The organism is Bradyrhizobium genosp. SA-3 (genome assembly GCF_004212635.1).
Taxonomy (GTDB): domain Bacteria; phylum Pseudomonadota; class Alphaproteobacteria; order Rhizobiales; family Xanthobacteraceae; genus Bradyrhizobium.
Map to the genome: position 1 here is coordinate 23,509 of NZ_PSRT01000010.1, position 18,120 is coordinate 41,628.

The 18,120-nt window shown below is 63.6% G+C and carries 16 protein-coding genes; 9 read left to right on the forward strand and 7 right to left on the reverse strand.

The annotated features are described in order from the left end of the window. Positions 1-6: 6 nt before the first annotated feature. The 4 genes from CWO91_RS04820 (at position 7) to CWO91_RS04840 (ending at position 4,342) form a co-directional block, all read left to right on the forward strand. Entirely contained in the window at positions 7-867 is an 861-nt protein-coding gene (locus CWO91_RS04820) for a PCC domain-containing protein (protein ID WP_130212460.1), read from the forward strand. A 117-nt stretch (positions 868-984) separates the two neighbouring features. Next, positions 985-1,782, forward strand: a complete 798-nt coding sequence (locus tag CWO91_RS04825) for an AAA family ATPase (RefSeq protein WP_091885450.1) — start codon at positions 985-987, stop codon at positions 1,780-1,782. A 1,025-nt stretch (positions 1,783-2,807) separates the two neighbouring features. After that, positions 2,808-3,371 (forward strand): SRPBCC family protein, encoded by a 564-nt coding sequence (locus CWO91_RS04835; RefSeq protein WP_130212461.1) that lies wholly within the window; start codon positions 2,808-2,810, stop codon positions 3,369-3,371. Between the two features lie 2 nt (positions 3,372-3,373). Further along, positions 3,374-4,342 carry a cytochrome D1 domain-containing protein gene (locus CWO91_RS04840; protein WP_130212462.1) on the forward strand — a complete coding sequence of 323 codons (969 nt, stop codon included), beginning with the start codon at positions 3,374-3,376 and terminating at the stop codon, positions 4,340-4,342. A gap of 116 nt (positions 4,343-4,458) precedes the next feature. On the opposite strand, the gene CWO91_RS04845 is transcribed toward CWO91_RS04840, so the two are convergent. Then, positions 4,459-5,118: an HAD family hydrolase gene (locus CWO91_RS04845; RefSeq protein WP_130212463.1), complete on the reverse strand. Its 660-nt coding sequence runs from the start codon at positions 5,116-5,118 to the stop codon at positions 4,459-4,461. Between the two features lie 97 nt (positions 5,119-5,215). On the opposite strand from CWO91_RS04845, the gene CWO91_RS04850 reads away from it, so the two are divergent. From CWO91_RS04850 to CWO91_RS04860, 3 genes are read left to right on the forward strand one after another with little or no spacing between them, the layout of a single operon-like run. Beyond that, positions 5,216-5,443, forward strand: coding sequence for a DUF433 domain-containing protein (locus CWO91_RS04850; RefSeq protein WP_130212464.1), 228 nt, complete (start codon positions 5,216-5,218; stop codon positions 5,441-5,443). A gap of 1 nt (position 5,444) precedes the next feature. Further along, positions 5,445-5,780: a DUF5615 family PIN-like protein gene (locus tag CWO91_RS04855; RefSeq protein WP_130212465.1), complete on the forward strand. Its 336-nt coding sequence runs from the start codon at positions 5,445-5,447 to the stop codon at positions 5,778-5,780. A 1-nt stretch (position 5,781) separates the two neighbouring features. Further along, on the forward strand, positions 5,782-6,165 hold the full coding sequence (locus CWO91_RS04860; protein ID WP_283810928.1) for a barstar family protein: 384 nt from the start codon (positions 5,782-5,784) through the stop codon (positions 6,163-6,165). Between the two features lie 16 nt (positions 6,166-6,181). Here the strand turns inward: CWO91_RS04860 and uvrA are convergent, their stop codons facing one another. The 3 genes from uvrA to CWO91_RS04875 all read right to left on the reverse strand — a co-directional run bounded on the left by uvrA (position 6,182) and on the right by CWO91_RS04875 (position 11,154). Then, the gene (gene uvrA / locus CWO91_RS04865; RefSeq protein WP_130212466.1) at positions 6,182-9,157 is read right to left on the reverse strand and encodes an excinuclease ABC subunit UvrA; all 2,976 of its coding nucleotides are present in this window, start codon (positions 9,155-9,157) and stop codon (positions 6,182-6,184) included. Positions 9,158-9,446: 289 nt separating this feature from the next. Then, on the reverse strand, positions 9,447-10,145 hold the full coding sequence (locus CWO91_RS04870; RefSeq protein ID WP_130212467.1) for an outer membrane protein: 699 nt from the start codon (positions 10,143-10,145) through the stop codon (positions 9,447-9,449). 238 nt (positions 10,146-10,383) lie between these two features. Then, entirely contained in the window at positions 10,384-11,154 is a 771-nt protein-coding gene (locus tag CWO91_RS04875; RefSeq protein ID WP_130212514.1) for an outer membrane protein, read from the reverse strand. Between the two features lie 452 nt (positions 11,155-11,606). Here CWO91_RS04875 and CWO91_RS04880 point away from each other — a divergent pair, with 452 nt between their 5' ends. Further along, positions 11,607-12,101, forward strand: coding sequence for a single-stranded DNA-binding protein (locus CWO91_RS04880; protein WP_130212468.1), 495 nt, complete (start codon positions 11,607-11,609; stop codon positions 12,099-12,101). Between the two features lie 359 nt (positions 12,102-12,460). Beyond that, on the forward strand, positions 12,461-15,205 hold the full coding sequence (gene gyrA, locus CWO91_RS04885; RefSeq protein ID WP_130212469.1) for a DNA gyrase subunit A: 2,745 nt from the start codon (positions 12,461-12,463) through the stop codon (positions 15,203-15,205). A gap of 70 nt (positions 15,206-15,275) precedes the next feature. On the opposite strand, the gene CWO91_RS04890 is transcribed toward gyrA, so the two are convergent. From CWO91_RS04890 to CWO91_RS04900, 3 genes are read right to left on the reverse strand one after another with little or no spacing between them, the layout of a single operon-like run. Beyond that, the gene (locus CWO91_RS04890; RefSeq protein ID WP_165405228.1) at positions 15,276-16,223 is read right to left on the reverse strand and encodes an alpha/beta hydrolase; all 948 of its coding nucleotides are present in this window, start codon (positions 16,221-16,223) and stop codon (positions 15,276-15,278) included. A gap of 31 nt (positions 16,224-16,254) precedes the next feature. Further along, positions 16,255-16,989, reverse strand: coding sequence for an ABC transporter ATP-binding protein (locus tag CWO91_RS04895; RefSeq protein WP_130212471.1), 735 nt, complete (start codon positions 16,987-16,989; stop codon positions 16,255-16,257). Beyond that, a complete protein-coding gene (locus tag CWO91_RS04900; protein ID WP_130212472.1) occupies positions 16,986-18,119 on the reverse strand; it encodes an ABC transporter permease in 1,134 nt (377 codons plus the stop codon). The genes CWO91_RS04895 and CWO91_RS04900 overlap by 4 nt, the downstream gene beginning before the upstream one ends. Position 18,120: the final 1 nt, after the last annotated feature.

The following is an 18,120-nucleotide window of genomic DNA, read 5'->3' on the forward strand; positions in this document are numbered from 1 at the left end:
GGCGTCATGCGCAGCATCAAGCAGCCGGGCGCACCTAGCGCAGAACGCATCCAATGGGTGGAGGCGAGGGGACGCGCCTTCGCGTTCACGCTTGAAGCCGGTCTGCCCTTGCTGGAAGCCGCGCGCCGCGGTTTTGCCGCGGAGGGTTTTGCCGGCGGCGTGCTCAATTTTGGCACCGGCGCGCTTGGGCCGTTCGCCTACGTGATGCCGGCGCTGTCGAAGACTGGCGAGAACGCTGCGTTCTACAGCGATACGTTCCGGCCCAAGGGCGTGACGCGCACGAAGCTCGGCAGCATGACGCTGGGCATGCGCGACGGCGCGCCGTTCTTTCATTGCCATGGGCTCTGGACCGAGGCCGATGGCCGCGCCGGCGGCGGCCACATGCTGCCGGACGAGACTGTTGTCGCTGAACCGTTCGAGGTGGAAGCCTTCGGTCTCGATGGTGCGATGTTCACGGCCGAGCCTGATCCGGAGACGAATTTCAAGCTGTTCGGGCCTGTGGCGGCTGCGAGCGCCGGTGCGCAGGCCACGGGCCGCGCGTTTGCGATGCGGTTGCGGCCGAACCAGGACTTTGCGGGTTGCCTCGAAGCATTCTGTCGCGCGCACGGCATTGCCAGCGCCAAGATTCATGGCGGCGTCGGCTCGACCATCGGAGCGCGCTTCACCCATGGCGGCGTGACCGAGCCGTTTGCCACTGAGCTGGCAATAACGTGCGGCGCGATCGAGGCCGGTCCGTCCGGCGCGCTCGAAGCCGCACTCGACGTCGCCCTGATCGACTACACCGGCGGCCTCGCCGAGGGTCGCCTGATCCGCGGCGACAATCCCGTGCTGATGACCATGGAGTTGGTGCTGGAGCCCATGGGCTAATCCTTGGACAAAGGCACGACCGGGGCTTGCGACCTTCCGCAGATGCCACTTTCATGCAGTTTGTGTTCCTGATATGTTCCTATGAAGATTTCGGCGGGGACGGAGCGGGGCAGGAGCATGAGCCGGACACGACGGCGACAGACCACACTGCGTGCGCCCTATCTCAGGCGCGTATGGCTCGATCGCTCGCGGGTCGAGGACTGGGAGGCTTATCCGTTCTGCCTTCCCGTCTTCAGGGATGAGTTCGATCACAGCTTCGAGTCCGCGGTCACGATCATCGTCGGCGAGAACGGAACCGGGAAGTCGACCATCCTCGAAGGCATCGCGGGAATGGCCGGCTTTGCCAGCACCGGCGGCCGCAAGGGCTTTCAGGAGATCGACGGCGGCGGCATCGAAATCACCGGCGAGGAACTGTCGTCTGCCTTGCGGGCCGCGTGGGTCCCGAAGGTGACCGACGGCTGGTTCTTCCGGGCGGAGACATTCTTTTCGGTTGCGCGCTATCTCGACCGCTCGGCCGTGAGCGCCGCGCAAGCCATGGAGGGCGTGTTTGGTGCAAGCGTTCAGGAGGCGCCGGACTATCTCTCCTTTTCCCATGGCGAGGGCTTTCTGGTCTTCTTCGAGGAGCGCTGCCAGAAGCAGGGCATCTACATCTTCGACGAGCCGGAATCGGCGCTGTCGCCGGCGCGGCAAATGGACTTCCTCAAGCTCCTGCATCGCATGGATCTCTCCGGCAATTGCCAGGTGATCATGGCAACCCATGCGCCTCTGCTGATGGCCTATCCGAATGCACAACTGCTGCGGCTCGGGAAATATGGACTTGAGCCGGTGACCGTGGAGCAGACCGATCATTACCGGGTGATGCGTGAATTCTGCGACGACCCGCGCGGGTTCGTGGAGGCGACGCTGGGGGAATAATTGACGGCAATCGCCACACTCGCTCTCGCCATCGTCATTGCGAGCGAAGCGAAGGCAATCCAGAGTCTTTCCACGGTGGCAGACTGGATTGCTTCGCGGCGCTCGTAATGACGGAGTGGAAGGCAACAGCGCACCTACTCTCGTGTCCCGGACAAGCTGCAACGCGTGAGCGTTGCGGCGCAGAGCCGGGACCCCGGAGGCCGCGCGGTGCGCTGCTGCATGGGCCCCGGCTCTGCAGCGCACGCCGAAGAGGCGCTGCGCTGCGTCCGGGGCACGACAGCGGAATTCATCTGTTCGAATCTAAATCGCACACACGGTTTCCCGTTCTCGCGGCACATCTGCCCGAGCTTTGCGCTGGTCGTCGCCCTCGAAGATGCCGAGGGCGCAGGGAAGGCCGGGCGCCGGCTGGCACCCGCGGTCCGCTGTGCGCAAATGCGCTGGAAACAAATGCACAGCGGCATACAGGGCAGCCTGGACATCCCGGCCTTCCCTGCGCAGTGGTTTTACGGCTTATGTCGTGATCTCCCCGGGGAGCGATGCACTATTGCCCCCGTCGCCTTGCGGATGGCTGATGTTGCGCGCCCGGTCGGGCCGCATGCATCACCGCAACACTTGGCGCACAGACCCCGGGCGCCAGGACCACACGATCTTGCCGTACGCAGGCTGCACCCGTCGTGTGCGCGTGGCGTTCGCTCACGGAGTGACCCGCCCTGCAAACCACCTGCGCGCGGTGCTGCCCGCGTCCACCACATCCCATCCCGCGTTCGTGACGATCGCGATCCGCCCCTCGGCCCGGGTTGGGGTAGGCGAAACATGCGACAATTCCGAATTCGAGTAAAGCGATCTGGACGCATTGACCCTGGCCTCGTGTGTTTTGCCCGTCGGGCAACGCAAGGGATGGTTTGGATACGGGCACCGCCCCTTGCCACAGCCGTGCCACGAACAGGTCTCCCCATGGTCCAAATATGCGCTACGATGACCTCAGCGCGCCTCAAGTCGCGCAGATTGATGAATGAGGAAACGGTATGAGGATGACGATGGGAACGGCGATCGCCGGGGTGGCGGCGCTGGCGGTGGTGGGGATGGCTCTGACGGCGGCTTTTGAGCCGGTCTGGGCCCATGGGCCGACCCGGCAGAAGGTGCGGGAATCGATCGAGATCAGCGCGCCGCCGGCCAAGGTCTGGGCTGCGATCGGCAATTTCCAGGACATGAGCTGGCTCCCGCCCGTCACCAAGACCGAGGGCCAGAAGGGCAACGAGATCGGCGCGACGCGGACGCTGACCCTGACGGGCGGACCGACGGTCGAGGAGGAGCTCTACAAATACGAGCCCGAGATGCAGAGCTATTCGTACCGGATCACCAAGGTCGACGTGAAGGTGCTGCCAGTGACCAATTATTCCTCGACCTTGACGGTGTCGCCCGCGCCTGATGGCAACGCGAAGCTGGAATGGGCCGGCGCGTTCTATCGTGGCTATCCCAACAATGATCCGCCGCCGGAGCTGAGCGATGAGGCCGCGGTGAAGGCGGTGAGCGGGCTATACAAGGCTGGGCTCGAGGCGCTCAAGAAGAAGATCGAGAGCGGTAGCTGATCGTGCGAGCGCTGGTCCTGGCGGCCTTGGCCGCCAGCCTTTGCGGTGCAAGTCTCGGTATAGCGGGGCCTGGCAGCGCGTCTGCCGAAGAGGCGTTCGTCACCAACCAGCTCAGTGACGATCTGATGGTCGTGGACCTCGCCACTTCGCGCAGCGTTGCGACCATCCCGATCGGCGGCAAGCCGGCGGGCGTCGCCGTCAGCGCGGACGGGCGCTTTGCCTATGTGACGAGCCCCGATGCGAAGGCAGTGACTGTGGTGGACGCGGCCGCGCGGCAGGTTGCGGGGCGGATCGAGGTCGGCGGCGGGCCGCTCGGCATAGCCGTGGCGCCCGACGGCCGCACCGTCTATGTCGCGGATTGGTATGCGGCGGCGGTGCGGGTGATCGATACGGCCTCGCGCAGCGTTACGGCCGGCATCGCCGTCGGCGCCTCGCCATCGGGCCTTGCGGTGACGCCGGACGGCAAACTGCTGCTTTCGGCGGACCGCGACGACGACAGCGTCTCGGTGGTGGACACCGCAACGCGCCAGCGCAAGGCAATCGTCAAGGTCGGCACCCGTCCGTTCGGCGTCACCATCGACGCTGACGGCAAGCGCGCCTACACCGCCAATGTCGGCTCCGACGATGTCTCCGTGATCGACATCGCCGAAGGCCGCGAGATCGGCCGCGTGCCGGTCGGGATGCGGCCCTACGCGGTAGCGTTGACGCAGGGGCGCGGCTTCGTCACCGACCAGTATGGCGGCACCGTCAGCGTGTTCGACCTGGCGAGCTTGAGGCCGATCAAGCGCATCAATGTCGGCGATTATCCCGAAGGCATCAATGCAACCGCCGACGGCAAGCGCATCATCGTCGCGTGCTGGGAGAGCAATGTGCTCGATATCATCGATGCGGCTGAGCTGAAAGTGATCGGCGAGGTCAAGACCGGCGACGGCCCACGGGCGTTCGGGGCGTTCTTGCGGAGGACGGAGTAGGGATTGCGTAGGGTGGGTTAGCCGGACCACGCGCGAGATGTCTCAACGAGTCGCAGTGGAAGGCGTAACCCACCAAGCCGCGAGCAACGGAGGATCGGAAGACGCACAGCGGTGGGTTACGCTTCGCTAACCCACCCTACGATTCCGCGATCTCGGCACAACACATCCGCAATCTCGTCCATCCGTTCGAACGTGCAATCCGGCTTCAGCGCCCGCAGCGCCGCCGGTGCCGCATAGCCCCAGCACACCGCGCCGCAGGCAATGCCCACGGCGCGCGCCGCCTCGATGTCACGGACCTCATCGCCGATCGCGATGACCTGGCTCGGCTCGACGCCGGCACGCCGGACAACCCGGCGGAATTTCGCGGGCTTGCCGAACAGCGAGGCCGCACAGTCGAAATGCGAAAACAGCGCCGCGGCCTCGCCAAGCTTCTCGCGCGCATTGGCTTCGCTGTCGGACGTGACCAGTGCGAGCTGCACGCCGTTCTCGGCGAGCATCCGCAGCATCGTCTCGACGCCCGCGAACAGCGAAATCTCGCTAGCTGCCTCCGCCTTCAACCGCCGCGCATGCCGCGCGATCGCCGGCAGTTTCCACAAGGGCACCTCGAGCCGGGAGAGGATCTCGCGGCTCGACGCATGCCGCAGCTCTTCGATGTCCTCATTCGCGACGCGGCGAAAGCCGAAGCGGTCGGCGACGTCGTTGATAGTGCGTAGGAACCACGGGAAGCTGTCGGCCAGCGTGCCGTCGAGGTCGAAGATGGCGAGGGAGTAGGGCATGGAGGTGGAGGCGCCGAGCGGATCGTGCGTCAGGCCCGCGGCGACGCGCTGACAGATATCATTTGAGGTGCTATATTGACGTTCCTAGAGGTGACAGATGTCGGAGCTACTGGCAAGGATTACAGTCGATCCGCAGCGTATGCATGGACGCCCGTGCATTCGCGATCTGCGCATCACGGTTGCCGACGTCCTCGGATTGCTCTCCGCCGGGCAGTCGCGCGAGAGCATCCTGGAAGACTATCCTTATCTGGAAGAGGCCGACATTGACGCGGTGCTCGCTTATGCGGCCCGCCAGGTCGATCACCCCATCATAGCGGCCAAATAGCTTGCTGTACCTGATCGATGCTCAGCTTCCACCTGCACTCGCGGAAGCGATGCGTCGGGTCGGACACGATGCGGTTCATGTCGCCGAGCTCGGGATGGCGAACGCAACCGACGGGGTGATCTGGAGCGAAGCCATTTCGCGATCGGCCGTTCTCGTAACGAAGGACCGCGATTTCTCACTTCTTCGCGTGGCGAAAGGGCAAGGTCCGACCGTGCTGTGGATCCGGGTCGGCAACATCGACAACCGTGCGCTGGTCCGTCAGTTTCTGGACGCCATGCCGCAAATCGTCGAAGCCGTCGCGCGGGGCGAGTCGGTCATTGAATTCGTCGGTAGTTAGTGTGACGAGCGGACTCGAACCACCGTTCCTATTTCATTGGAAAGATCTACCGATCAAAGCGGCTGCTCGCGCCAACCTTCCTGCGAATATCTCCGATAGGATGTTGCTTCTCCGCTTGATTGCGAAACAGCTCAGGTTTCCTGATTACTTCAGTGAAAACTGGGATGCGCTCGAGGAGTGCCTGCGCGATCTATCATGGTTGCCAGCGGGCAGGATCATTTTAGAGCACGCGGATGTACCGTTGGTGCGCGATGTTGCGAGCGCGAAAGTCTATGTCGCTATACTCGCTGACGCGACCCGCAAGATGACAAAATCGGATCATCCGCTCCAAATCATATTTCCAAGTGGTTGTATCGATCAGATAAAGTGGCTCCTTAGACTCTAGCAGAGATGAGTTAGCCTCACTCCGCCGCCTCGCTCGTGCTCCGCCGCTTCGGCTTCCGCGCCTTCTTCAGCACCGGCTCCAGAAATTTCCCCGTATAGCTCCTTGGCGCCTTGGCGATATCCTCCGGCGGGCCCCACGCCACTATCTCGCCGCCGCCGTCGCCGCCTTCGGGGCCGAGATCGATGACCCAGTCGGCGGTCTTGATGACTTCGAGATTGTGCTCGATGACGACGACCGTGTTGCCCTGCGCGACCAGCTCGTGCAGCACCTCCAGGAGCTTCTTGACGTCGTGGAAGTGCAGGCCGGTGGTGGGCTCGTCCAGAATGTAGAGCGTGCGGCCGGTGGCGCGCTTCGACAGCTCCTTTGCGAGCTTGACGCGCTGGGCTTCGCCGCCGGAGAGCGTGGTGGCCTGCTGGCCGACATGGATGTAGTCGAGGCCGACGCGGTGCAGCGTATTGAAAGTCTCGCGCACGCGCGGCACCGCCTTGAAGAACTCGGCGGCTTCCTCGACCGTCATGTCGAGCACGTCGGCGATGCTCTTGCCCTTGAACAGGACCTCCAGCGTCTCGCGGTTGTAGCGCTTGCCCTTGCAGACGTCGCAGGTGACGTAGACGTCGGGCAAAAAGTGCATCTCGATCTTAATGACGCCATCGCCCTGGCAGGCCTCGCAGCGGCCGCCCTTGACGTTGAACGAGAAGCGGCCGGGCTCGTAGCCGCGCGCCTTCGCCTCGGGCAGGCCGGCGAACCATTCGCGGATCGGCGTGAAGGCGCCGGTGTAGGTCGCGGGGTTGGAGCGCGGGGTGCGGCCGATCGGCGACTGATCGATGTCGATGATCTTGTCGATGTGCTCGAGGCCCTCGATGCGGTCGTGCGGCGCTGCGCCTTCGCTGGCATTGTTTAGCTTGCGGGCGATGGCGCGGTAGAGCGTGTCGATCAGCAGCGTCGACTTACCACCGCCGGACACGCCGGTGACGCAGGTGAACAGGCCGAGCGGAATCTCGGCGGTAACGTTCTTGAGGTTATTGCCGCGCGCGTTCACCACCTTGATGGTGCGGCGATGGTTCGGCGGGCGCCGCTCCGGCACCTCGACCTCGAGCTCGCCGGTCAGGTACTTGCCGGTCAGCGATTTCGGGTTGCGCATGATCTCGGCGGGGGTGCCTTCGGCGACGATGTTGCCGCCGTGCATGCCGGCGCCGGGGCCGATGTCGAGCACGTAGTCGGCGAGCCGGATGGCGTCCTCGTCGTGCTCGACCACGACCACGGTGTTGCCCAGGTCGCGAAGTCTCTTCAGGGTGTCGAGCAGGCGGGCATTGTCGCGCTGGTGCAGGCCGATCGAGGGCTCGTCCAGCACGTAGAGCACGCCCGTCAGGCCCGAGCCGATCTGCGAGGCGAGGCGAATGCGCTGGCTCTCGCCGCCGGACAGCGTGCCGGAGGAGCGGGACAGCGTGAGATAGTTGAGGCCGACGTCGAGCAGGAAGGTGAGGCGCTCGCGGATCTCTTTCAGGATGCGGCCGGCGATCTCGTTCTGCTGCGCGTTGAGCGCACCGGGCACGGTCTCGAACCATTCGCCGGCGCGTCTGACCGACAGCTCCGAAATCTCGCCGATATGCTTGCCGCCGATCTTGACGCAGAGCGCCTCGGGCTTGAGCCGAAACCCGCGGCAGCCCTCGCAGGGCACGTCGTGGAAATATTTCGCCAGCTCCTCGCGCGCCCATTCGCTCTCGGTCTCGCGGTAGCGGCGGTTGATGTTGGTGATGACGCCCTCGAACGGCTTCTTGGTGTCGTAGGAGCGCACGCCGTCCTGGTAGGAGAACTTGATCTCGTCCTCGCCGGAGCCGTACAGGATCGCGTCCTTGGTCTTCTTGGCGAGGTCCTTCCACTTGGTGTCGAGCGTGAACTTGTAGTGCTTGCCGAGCGCGGTCAGCGTCTGCTCGTAATAGGGCGACGACGATTTGGCCCAGGGCGCGATCGCGCCCTTACGCAAGGACAGCTCCTTATCGGGGATGACGAGATCCTCGTCGACATGCTGCTCGACGCCGAGGCCGCCGCAGGCGGGGCAGGCACCGTAGGGATTGTTGAACGAAAACAGTCTGGGCTCGATCTCGGGGATGGTGAAGCCGGAGACCGGGCAGGCGAACTTTTCCGAGAACAGGATGCGCTCGGGCCCGCTCTTGTCGTGGATTTTTGCGGTCTTCTTTTTCTCCTCGGCCGGCGCGGCCGCCGGCGCGTCGGCGAATTCGACGACGGCGAGGCCTTCGGCGAGCTTCAGCGCGGTCTCAAAGCTCTCGGCGAGGCGCTGGCCGATGTCGGGGTGCACCACGATGCGATCGACGACGACGTCGATGTCGTGCGGGAATTTCTTGTCGAGCGTCGGCGCTTCGGCGAGCTCGTAGAAGGTGCCGTCGATCTTGACGCGCTGAAAGCCCTTCTTGAGCCATTCGGCGAGCTCTTTGCGGTACTCGCCCTTGCGGCCGCGCACGACCGGGGCGAGCAGATAGAGGCGGGTGCCTTCGGGGAGCGCCAGCACGCGGTCGACCATCTGGGAGACGGTCTGGCTCTCGATCGGCAGGCCCGTGGCCGGTGAATAGGGCACGCCGACGCGCGCCCACAAGAGGCGCATATAGTCGTAGATCTCGGTGACGGTGCCGACGGTGGAGCGCGGATTCTTCGAGGTCGTCTTCTGCTCGATCGAGATGGCCGGCGATAGCCCGTCGATCTGGTCGACGTCCGGCTTCTGCATCATCTCCAGGAATTGGCGCGCATAGGCCGACAGCGATTCGACGTAGCGGCGCTGGCCCTCGGCGTAGATGGTGTCGAAGGCGAGTGAGGATTTGCCGGAGCCCGACAGCCCCGTGAACACCACCAGCTTGTCGCGGGGAATCTCGACGTCGATGTTCTTGAGGTTGTGCTCGCGCGCGCCACGGATCGTAATTGCACGCAGGCTCGAGCCCGCGTTCTGTTGTTGGCGCTTGGCCTTGATCACTTCGTCCATCCCGGTGGTCCTCGAGGAATCCCAAAGACGCGCGATCGCGCCAATGCAAAAGGCGCGCTTCGCCCGGAACCGGGATCGGCGCCGATGGGTATGCCGGCGAACGTAGGAAGAACGGGCGCGGATTTCCAGTGGCCTTTGCGAATCGTCAACGGATTGTTGGTGCGCTGGCGGCATCTGGCAGCAGAAGGAGCGGGCGGAACTGCGGAAACGGCAGTCAAAACAAAAAGGCCGGCGCGAGGCCGGCCTTTCGTGACGATGTGACGTCGGTCGCGAGGATCAGTACTTCAGATCAGTACTTGGCGACGACCGGGCCGCCGAAGTGATAGTTCACGCCGACCTGCACGGTGTGGAAGTCGATCGTGCCGGACGCCAGCGGAGCGCCAAGGTTCGAGAAGTAGTTCTCGCTGCCGAGGCTGCGATAGAGGTACTCGCCCTTGACCGACCACTGCGGAGCGAAGAACGCTTCGACGCCCGCACCGACGGTCCAGCCGGAGTGCCACTTGCTGTCGGAGACGCTCACGCCGAGCGCGCTGAGGGTGACCTTGTTGTCGATCCAGGCGTAACCACCGGTGCCGTAGAACAGCACGTTGTTGACAGCCCAGCCGATGCGGCCGCGCACGGTGCCCATGGCGTCGGTCTTCGAGCTCAGCGTGGTGCTGACAACGCCGAAGCCGGGCACAACGGTCGCACCGGTGATCGAAGCGCTGACATCAGCCCAGGTGCCGTCGGCTTCGATACCGAACACGACGTTGCCGGTCTGCCAGTTGTAGCCAGCGGTACCGCCGACGAAGCCGCCCTTCATCTTCGGATCGGTCGAGGAGTTTTCCCAAGCGCCGCCGCCGACGACACCGAGATAGAAGCCCGTCCAGTTGTAGACGGCAGCCGGAGCGATCGGCGCCTTGGTGTAGGGGCGGGCTGCGAGATCAGCGGCCGAAGCCGGAGCAGCGAGAGCGAACAAACAGGCCGAAGCCAACAAAACCTTCTTCATCTTTAATCTAATCCCAGTCCCAGTTTCTGTTGTTGCCTTCCATGCCGGAAGGGCAGCGGACTCAACGGCCCAACTAATGCCGTGCTTACACCACTAAAGCCGCAAGTTGTGTCTCCGAAAAGCCACAACAGCGGCAAAACGTAGCAAGTGCCAACCTATTGTTCCGGTTTAGGACCGCAAAAAACAAAAGGGCCGGCACGAGGCCGACCCTTGATCTCTAAATGATATCAGGCAGATATCAGTACTTCGCGATGAGCGGACCGCCCCAGCGGTAGTTCACCCGGATCATGCCGATATCGACATCCTGGCTGATGCGCTCGGAGCGAGTGACAACACCGAGCGGCGCACCGACGAAATTGCCGGACCCGGTGAAGTTGATCGTGCGGTTGCCGAGGAAGATGTGGTCGTACTCGAAGCCGACCGACCAGTTCGGCGCGAATCCGAACTCGATGCCCGCGCCCACGGTGCCGCCCCAACGGGTCTCGTTGGCCCGGTCGAACTCGAGGCCTGTCGCCAAATCGAAGGTCCGATAGCGATCACCGACAACGGCGCCGCCGCCCTTCACGTAGAGCAGCACGTTGTTCCAGGCGTAGCCGACCTGGCCGGTGATCAAACCGAACGAGTCAATCTTCGAGCGGTTGCGAAGGGCGAACAGCGCGCTGACATTGTCGCCAGAAAAGTCTGCCCAGTTGCCCTGGCCCTCGAAGCCGAACACCCAATTGGCCGACTGCCAGCGATAGCCAACCTGGCCACCGACCGTGCCGCCCGTCGCGTTGTGACAGCCTTCTCCGACCAGAGCGCCAGTTCCCGGCGACACGAAGTCCCAGCACTTGTGGCTGGTGCCGCCGCCGCCGTTGATACCGATGTAGAAGCCGCTCCAGTCGTAGATGGCGGCGACCATCGGCGGCGGAGCTTTGGTGTAGGGGCGCGCAGCGAGATCCGCCGCACTTGCAGGAGCCGACAGGCCCAACGCGATTGCACCGATTGCACCAAACAGAATTTTATTCATTGCAGTCTCCCCAGTTTCGTCCGCTTCTTCACGTCCCCGAAGCGGTTGATCAGGCGCGACGCCCATATGAACTAAGTCCGACTCAACCGTAGCCTAAGGAGTGGGCAAAGTCCGTCTCCGAAATGCCACACTCGCAAACCGATTGAACCAAGTGCAACTTGATGAATGTTAAGTAGTTTTTACCGTTTCTCGGGAACCCAAAAAGTTCCATCCGGGGGCTGCTTTTTTTTCATCGTCATCGTGGCCGGACTGAGCCCAATGGCCGCCCGATCGTCCACAAAGAACAAATCTGGAACGAAACGGATGGCGATGCTATATGTGGGGATAACCCTGGGGGTGATGGGCTGAGCGGCGTCCGCAAGCGTATAGGGTCGCCTCAACGGAGCGGCGGAGGAACGCGAGGAGCGGACTTTCACCTTTGAAATTCAGTGGCATTGGAGTGGAGAGCGGCGATGGCGGGAAGCGTCAACAAGGTCATTCTGGTTGGAAATCTCGGCAAGGATCCCGAAATCCGCCGCACCCAGGACGGGCGGCCGATCGCGAATTTGAGCGTCGCCACCTCGGAGACATGGCGCGACAAGAATACCGGCGAGCGCAAGGAAAAGACCGAGTGGCATCGCGTCGTGATCTTCAATGAAGGGCTGTGCAAGGTTGCCGAGCAGTACCTGAAGAAGGGCGCCAAGGTTTACATCGAGGGCGCGCTCCAGACCCGCAAATGGACCGACCAGAGCGGCGTCGAAAAGTACTCGACCGAGGTCGTGCTCCAGGGCTTCAACTCGACGCTGACAATGCTCGACGGCCGCGGCGGCGGCGGAGGAGGCGGCAGCTTCGGCGATGAGCCGGGCGGGGATTTCGGCTCCTCCGGTCCCGTCAGCAGCGCGCCGCGTCGCCCTGTTGCCGCCGGCGGTGGTCGCAACAGCGACATGGACGACGATATCCCGTTCTGAGAACACGGATCGCGCGGCCAAGGCGCATTGCCTGATCGGGCTGCGTTTGGCGTGTCGTGTCAGCAATTTCTACTAATCGGCGGGGCGGGCTCGGATTTTCCGGGCCCGCTTCATGTTCGACGTGAACTCGGACTGCGCCGTGGCAAACAGTCTGACCGGGCCCGCTCGCGGCGCGGTTTTCCAGGCGTGAGAGGTCATTTTGGAAGGGCGATTCCGGGCCTCTCGGGAGCAGTGCTCGGAAGGGCTTAAGTTGTTGGAAAAATAGGCGGAAAAATCGCTTGCCCGGACCTTCGCGAGGGTGGTTATCCGGCCCCCAATGCGCTATATGATTCCCAGATAAAACCTCACCGGATTTCCCCTTGGCTGACGACGACAACAAGCCCGGCGACCAGCCGGCGCAACCCTCGGACATTCGCCCCGTCTCCATCCTCGACGAGATGAAGAAGTCCTATCTCGATTACGCCATGAGCGTGATCGTGTCGCGTGCGCTGCCCGATGCGCGCGACGGCCTGAAGCCGGTGCACCGCCGCATCCTGTTCTCGATGAACGAGGAAGGCTATACGCCGGACAAGAAGCACAAGAAGTCGGCCGGTATCGTCGGCGACGTCATGGGCCAATACCATCCGCATGGCGACCAGGCGATCTACGACGCGCTGGTGCGCATGGCGCAGCCTTTCTCGATGCGCGAACTGCTGGTGGACGGGCAGGGCAATTTCGGCTCGGTCGACGGCGATCCGCCGGCGGCGATGCGCTACACCGAGTCGCGCCTGACCAAGATCGCGCTGAAGCTGCTCGACGACATCGACAACGAGACCGTCGACTTCCAGGACAATTACGACGGCTCGACCAAGGAGCCGGTGGTCCTGCCGGCGCGGTTCCCGAACCTGCTGGTCAACGGCGCCGGCGGCATCGCGGTCGGCATGGCCACCAATATCCCGCCGCACAATCTCGGCGAGGTCATCGATGCCTGCCTGGCGTTGATCGACAATCCGTCGCTGACCATCGAGGAACTCAACAACATCATCCCGGGCCCGGATTTCCCGACCGGCGGCATCATCCTGGGCCGCCAGGGCATCCGCAGCGCCTACCATCTCGGCCGCGGCTCCATCGTGATGCGCGGCAAGGTCACGTTCGAGACGATCCGCAAGGAGCGCGAGGCGATCGTCATCACCGAGATCCCCTATCAGGTGAACAAGGCGACGATGGTCGAGCGCATCGCCGAGCTCTACAAGGAAAAGAAGATCGAGGGCATCTCCGATCTGCGCGACGAGTCCGACCGCGAGGGCTACCGTGTCGTCGTCGAGCTCAAGCGCGATGCCGTGCCCGACGTGGTGCTGAATCAGCTCTACAAGTTCACGCCGCTCCAGACCAGCTTCGGCGTCAACGCCGTCGCGCTCGATTCCGGCCGTCCGCAGACGATGAACCTGAAGGATATGCTGACGATCTTCGTCGGCTTCCGCGAGCAGGTCGTCACGCGCCGGACCAAGTACAAGCTGCGCAAGGCGCGCGAGCGCGCGCATGAGCAGGTCGGCCTCGCCATCGCGGTCGCCAACATCGACGAGATTATCAAGGTGATCCGCACCTCGCCGACGCCGGCCGCTGCGCGCGACACCCTGATGACGCGCGACTGGCCGGCGCGCGACGTCGAGGACATCATCACGCTGATCGACGATCCGCGCCACCGCATCAACGCGGACGGCACCATCCGCCTGTCGCTGGACCAGGCCAAGGCCATCCTGGAACTGCGCCTGGCACGTCTCACTGCGCTCGGCCGCGACGAGATCGGCGACGAGCTGTCAAAACTCGCCGGCGAGATCGGCGACTATCTCGAGATCCTGCGCTCGCGCGCCCGCATTCTCGAGATCATCAAGACCGAGCTCGCCGAGGTGAAGGCCGAGTTCGCCACGCCGCGCCGCACCGTGATCATGGAGCAGGAAGGCGAGGTCGAGGACGAGGACCTGATCCAGCGCGAGGACATGGTCGTCACCGTCTCGCACGCCGGCTACGTCAAGCGCGTGCCGCTGTCGGCCTACCGGGCGCAGCGCCGCGGCGGCAAGGGCCGCGCCGGCATGCAGACCCGTGACGAGGATTTCGTCAGCCGCCTGTTCGTGGCCTCCACGCACACGCCGGTGCTGTTCTTCTCCTCGCGCGGCCAGGTCTACAAGGAAAAGGTCTGGCGCCTGCCGATGGCCGCGCCGAACGCGCGCGGCAAGGCGCTGATCAACATTCTGCCGCTGGAGCAGGGCGAGCGCATCACCACCATCATGCCGCTGCCCGAGGATGAATCGACCTGGGGCAACCTCGACGTGATGTTCGCCACTACAGGCGGCAACGTGCGGCGCAACAAGCTGTCCGACTTCGTCGACGTCCGCCGTTCCGGCATCATCGCGATGAAGCTCGACGACAACGAGGCGATCGTCGACGTCCAGATCTGCACCGAGCGCGACGACGTGCTGCTGACCGCCGCCGGCGGCCAGTGCATCCGCTTCCCTGTCACCGACGTGCGCGTGTTCACCGGGCGTACCTCGATGGGCGTGCGCGGCATCGCGCTTGGCGAGGGCGACAAGGTGATTTCGCTGGCGATCCTGCGCCATGTCGAGACCACCTCGGACGAGCGCTCGGCCTACCTGAAGATGCGCCGTGCGGTCGCAGGCGAAGCTGCCACTGAGGAGACCGCCGCGGACGGAGAGGCCGAGGAGGCCTCCGGCAGCTTCCAGCTGGCCCAGGAGCGTTACGCCGAGATGTCTGCGCAGGAGCAGGTCGTGCTCACCGTGTCGGTCAACGGCTACGGCAAGCGCACCTCGTCCTACGAGTACCGCACCACGGGCCGCGGCGGCAAAGGCATCGTCGCCATGAGCGTCAACAACCGCAACGGCAACCTCGTGGCGTCGTTCCCGGTGGAAGATGCCGACCAGATCATGCTGGTCACCGACAAGGGCCAGCTGATCCGCTGTCCAGTCGAAGGCATCCGCATCGCCGGCCGCTCGACGCAGGGCGTGATCGTGTTCGACACGGCCGAGGACGAGCACGTCGTCTCGGTCGAGCACATCACGGAAGAGGCCGAGAGCGGGAATGGAGAGAACGGCAACGGCGGCGGAGCCTAGCGCATGATCCGGAAAAGCGCGCAGCGGTTTTCCGAAAAGATCATGCTCAAACAATAAGCGCGATGACGATTCATCCTGATCTCATCGCGCTTTCGGCTGGCCCGGGAGCCGACGAAGCTGTATCGCAACGGTGGTTGGAGATGAATTCTCCGATCTGAGTGATGGCCGCATGGGCTTCCGGCAGCACCGGAACGAATAGCTGGAAGACGTGCGGCATGCGCGGCCAGACCTCCAGGCGGCTCCGCGGATTACCTTGTTTCAGCTTGTCGGCCATGCGGACCGCGTCATCCCGCAGGATCTCGTCGCTGCCGACATGGATCAGCACCGGCGGAAGGCCGAACGCATCGCCATAGAGCGGCGAGGCATGGGGGTTATACGGGTCGGCGCCTGCCAGATAGCAACGCACGAATTCCGGAACATCGCGCACGTTCAACATCGGATCTGATGCGGCATTCTCGATCAACGAGGGCGCGGTGAGCGCGAGATCGGTCCAGGGCGACATGGCAACGGCGGCGGCAGGAAGCGGCTTGCGTTCGTCACGCAGCCTCAGGAGAAGGCACAGGGCCAATCCTCCACCGGCTGAATCACCCATCACGAACAATTCGCCTGGATCGCCCGTCTCGCCGGCGAGCCAGAGAAAACCCGCTACGGCGTCGTCCAGTGCGGCCGGAAACGGATGTTCGGGGGCGAGGCGATATTCAAGGGCCCAGACCGTCGATTTGGTCACATTCGCAATGCGCCAGGTGAAATGCCGGTAGTAGATCGGCGCGCCCGAGACATAGGCGCCGCCATGAAGATATAGCACGTTGCGTCCCGGCTGCGACGCCGGGGTGGCGATCCGGTGTAGTCTGAGGTGACTGGCCTGCACGACGCTTGTCTTTGTGCTGCGTGGCGGACGAGGCACCCATCGCTCCATGCGATGCATGTTGGCCCGCCACGTCCCGACATCGAATGGCTGACGGTGCCGTTTCAGGAACATGCGGATACCGAGACGCAGCATTTCCGCGCGCAAGCTCATGGTGCGTCCTCTTGCTTCATTCGCTTGGTTCTTACGGCCTGAATGCGGCCGCCTTTGGCAGGTGCAGCCGCTCGGGTTCGCCGGATCCGGTGTCGACCAGCAGGCCATCCTCGATCTCGACGATGCGATCCGCAAAGGGAATGACCCGCGGATCATGCGTCACGACGAGCACGGCGCGCTCGCGCTGATGGGCTGCATCGGCGAGAATCCGCATGATGCTTCGCCCGTTATTGCCGTCGAGCGCGGCAGTTGGCTCGTCGGCGAGAATGACCGAGGGATTGGCGACAAAGGCTCGCGCGATCGCGACCCTCTGCTGCTCACCGCCGCTGAGCTCGCCCGGCAAGGTATCGGCCTTCTGCTCCAGACCGACCAGGTTCAGCGCTTCCCGCGCCCGTTTCCCGGCTTTGCGTCCACGCTCATGACGGATGTCAAGGGCGAGTTGCACGTTCTGTGCAGCGGTGAGCGTCGGAAACAGATGATAGGACTGGAACACAAAGCCGATATGGTCGCGCCTGATTCTGGCCAGTCCCTCCTTGTCGACGCCCGACGTGGGAGTACCGCACACGGTGAGCGTGCCCGAACTTGGTGCCAGCATGCATCCGAGTACGAGCAGCAGCGTCGTCTTGCCGCTGCCCGACGGTCCCATCAGCAGTGTGAACTCGCCGCGTCGCAGCGTGAGGTCGATCCCGCGCAGCGCCTTCACCTCGCCAGCGCCACGCCCAAGCGTTTTCTTGATCGCGGTGGCCTCAATGATGATTTCGTTCATCGCATGAATACCGTTGCTGGATCGATCCGCACCACACGCACGATTGCGCCGATCGCCGACGCTACGCACATCACGACCGTCAGCACGAACAGGGCTGCAATTAGCCACGGCGTGATGACGATGGGCAACGCGCTCTTGGCAGTCACCTCCACAACGACAGCGCCGATCGCAGTCGCAATGATGAAGCCGATGATCGCGTTGAGGAGCGCCTGATAGATGATGACCCTGTAGATATATGCATTCGACGAACCCATTGCCCGCAGGGTGGCGAATTCACTGAGGTGATCCTTGGTGCTCGAATAGAGCGTTTGCGCGACGATGACGGTGCCGACGATCACTCCCAGCAATGCGCCGGCAAACAGCGCAGCGCCGGCGCCTGTCCCGAACAGCCAGAACGAGCGGCTACGGCTGCGGAATTCATCCGTCGTAAGCACCTCGTGCTCACCAACCTGAGCTCGAACGGCCTTAAGAACTGTGTCGCGATCGGCGTCGGGCTTGAGGCGAACCAGGAGATCGCTGGCGCGATCGGGAAAGGTTCCGGTGTAGGTGCGAGCGTTTTTCAGGTCGACGAAGACATAGGGCGTCGTGGTGAATGAGCGGATGCCATCGGTCAAGGCCACGACCTTCACGCGGCGGCCGCGGATCTCGGCCGTTGATCCGATTTTTGAGACGCCGAGGCGATCGTAGTAGGAGCGGTCGACGACTACGGCTCCATTTTGCGACAGCGCGCGAACGTCACCCTCGACCACGTTCCATGGCCTCAGGCTTCCATCACGCAAATCGGCGCCGACAACAAAGATGGGTGTCAACTCGCCGCTCTCGAGGCGCCAGTCCGAGAAGCCGATGACCAGCGGGACCACGGAGGCGACGCCATCGACGGATGCGACCTTGTCGCGCAGCTTCGCATCCAGCAGCGAAGGATCCTCAAAGCATTTCGCTCCCTTCGGCAGCACCCAGAGATCGGCTGACGCATGGTCGATCATCGTTGTCACCATGCGACCGAAGCCCAGGAACAGGCCCATCTGGATCATCACCAGGACGACCGAAAATACGATGCCTACGAGTGTCGCGACAAAACGCAGGCGATCGTGGAAGAGATTGCGGGACGCGAGCGTCGGGACCAGTGACATG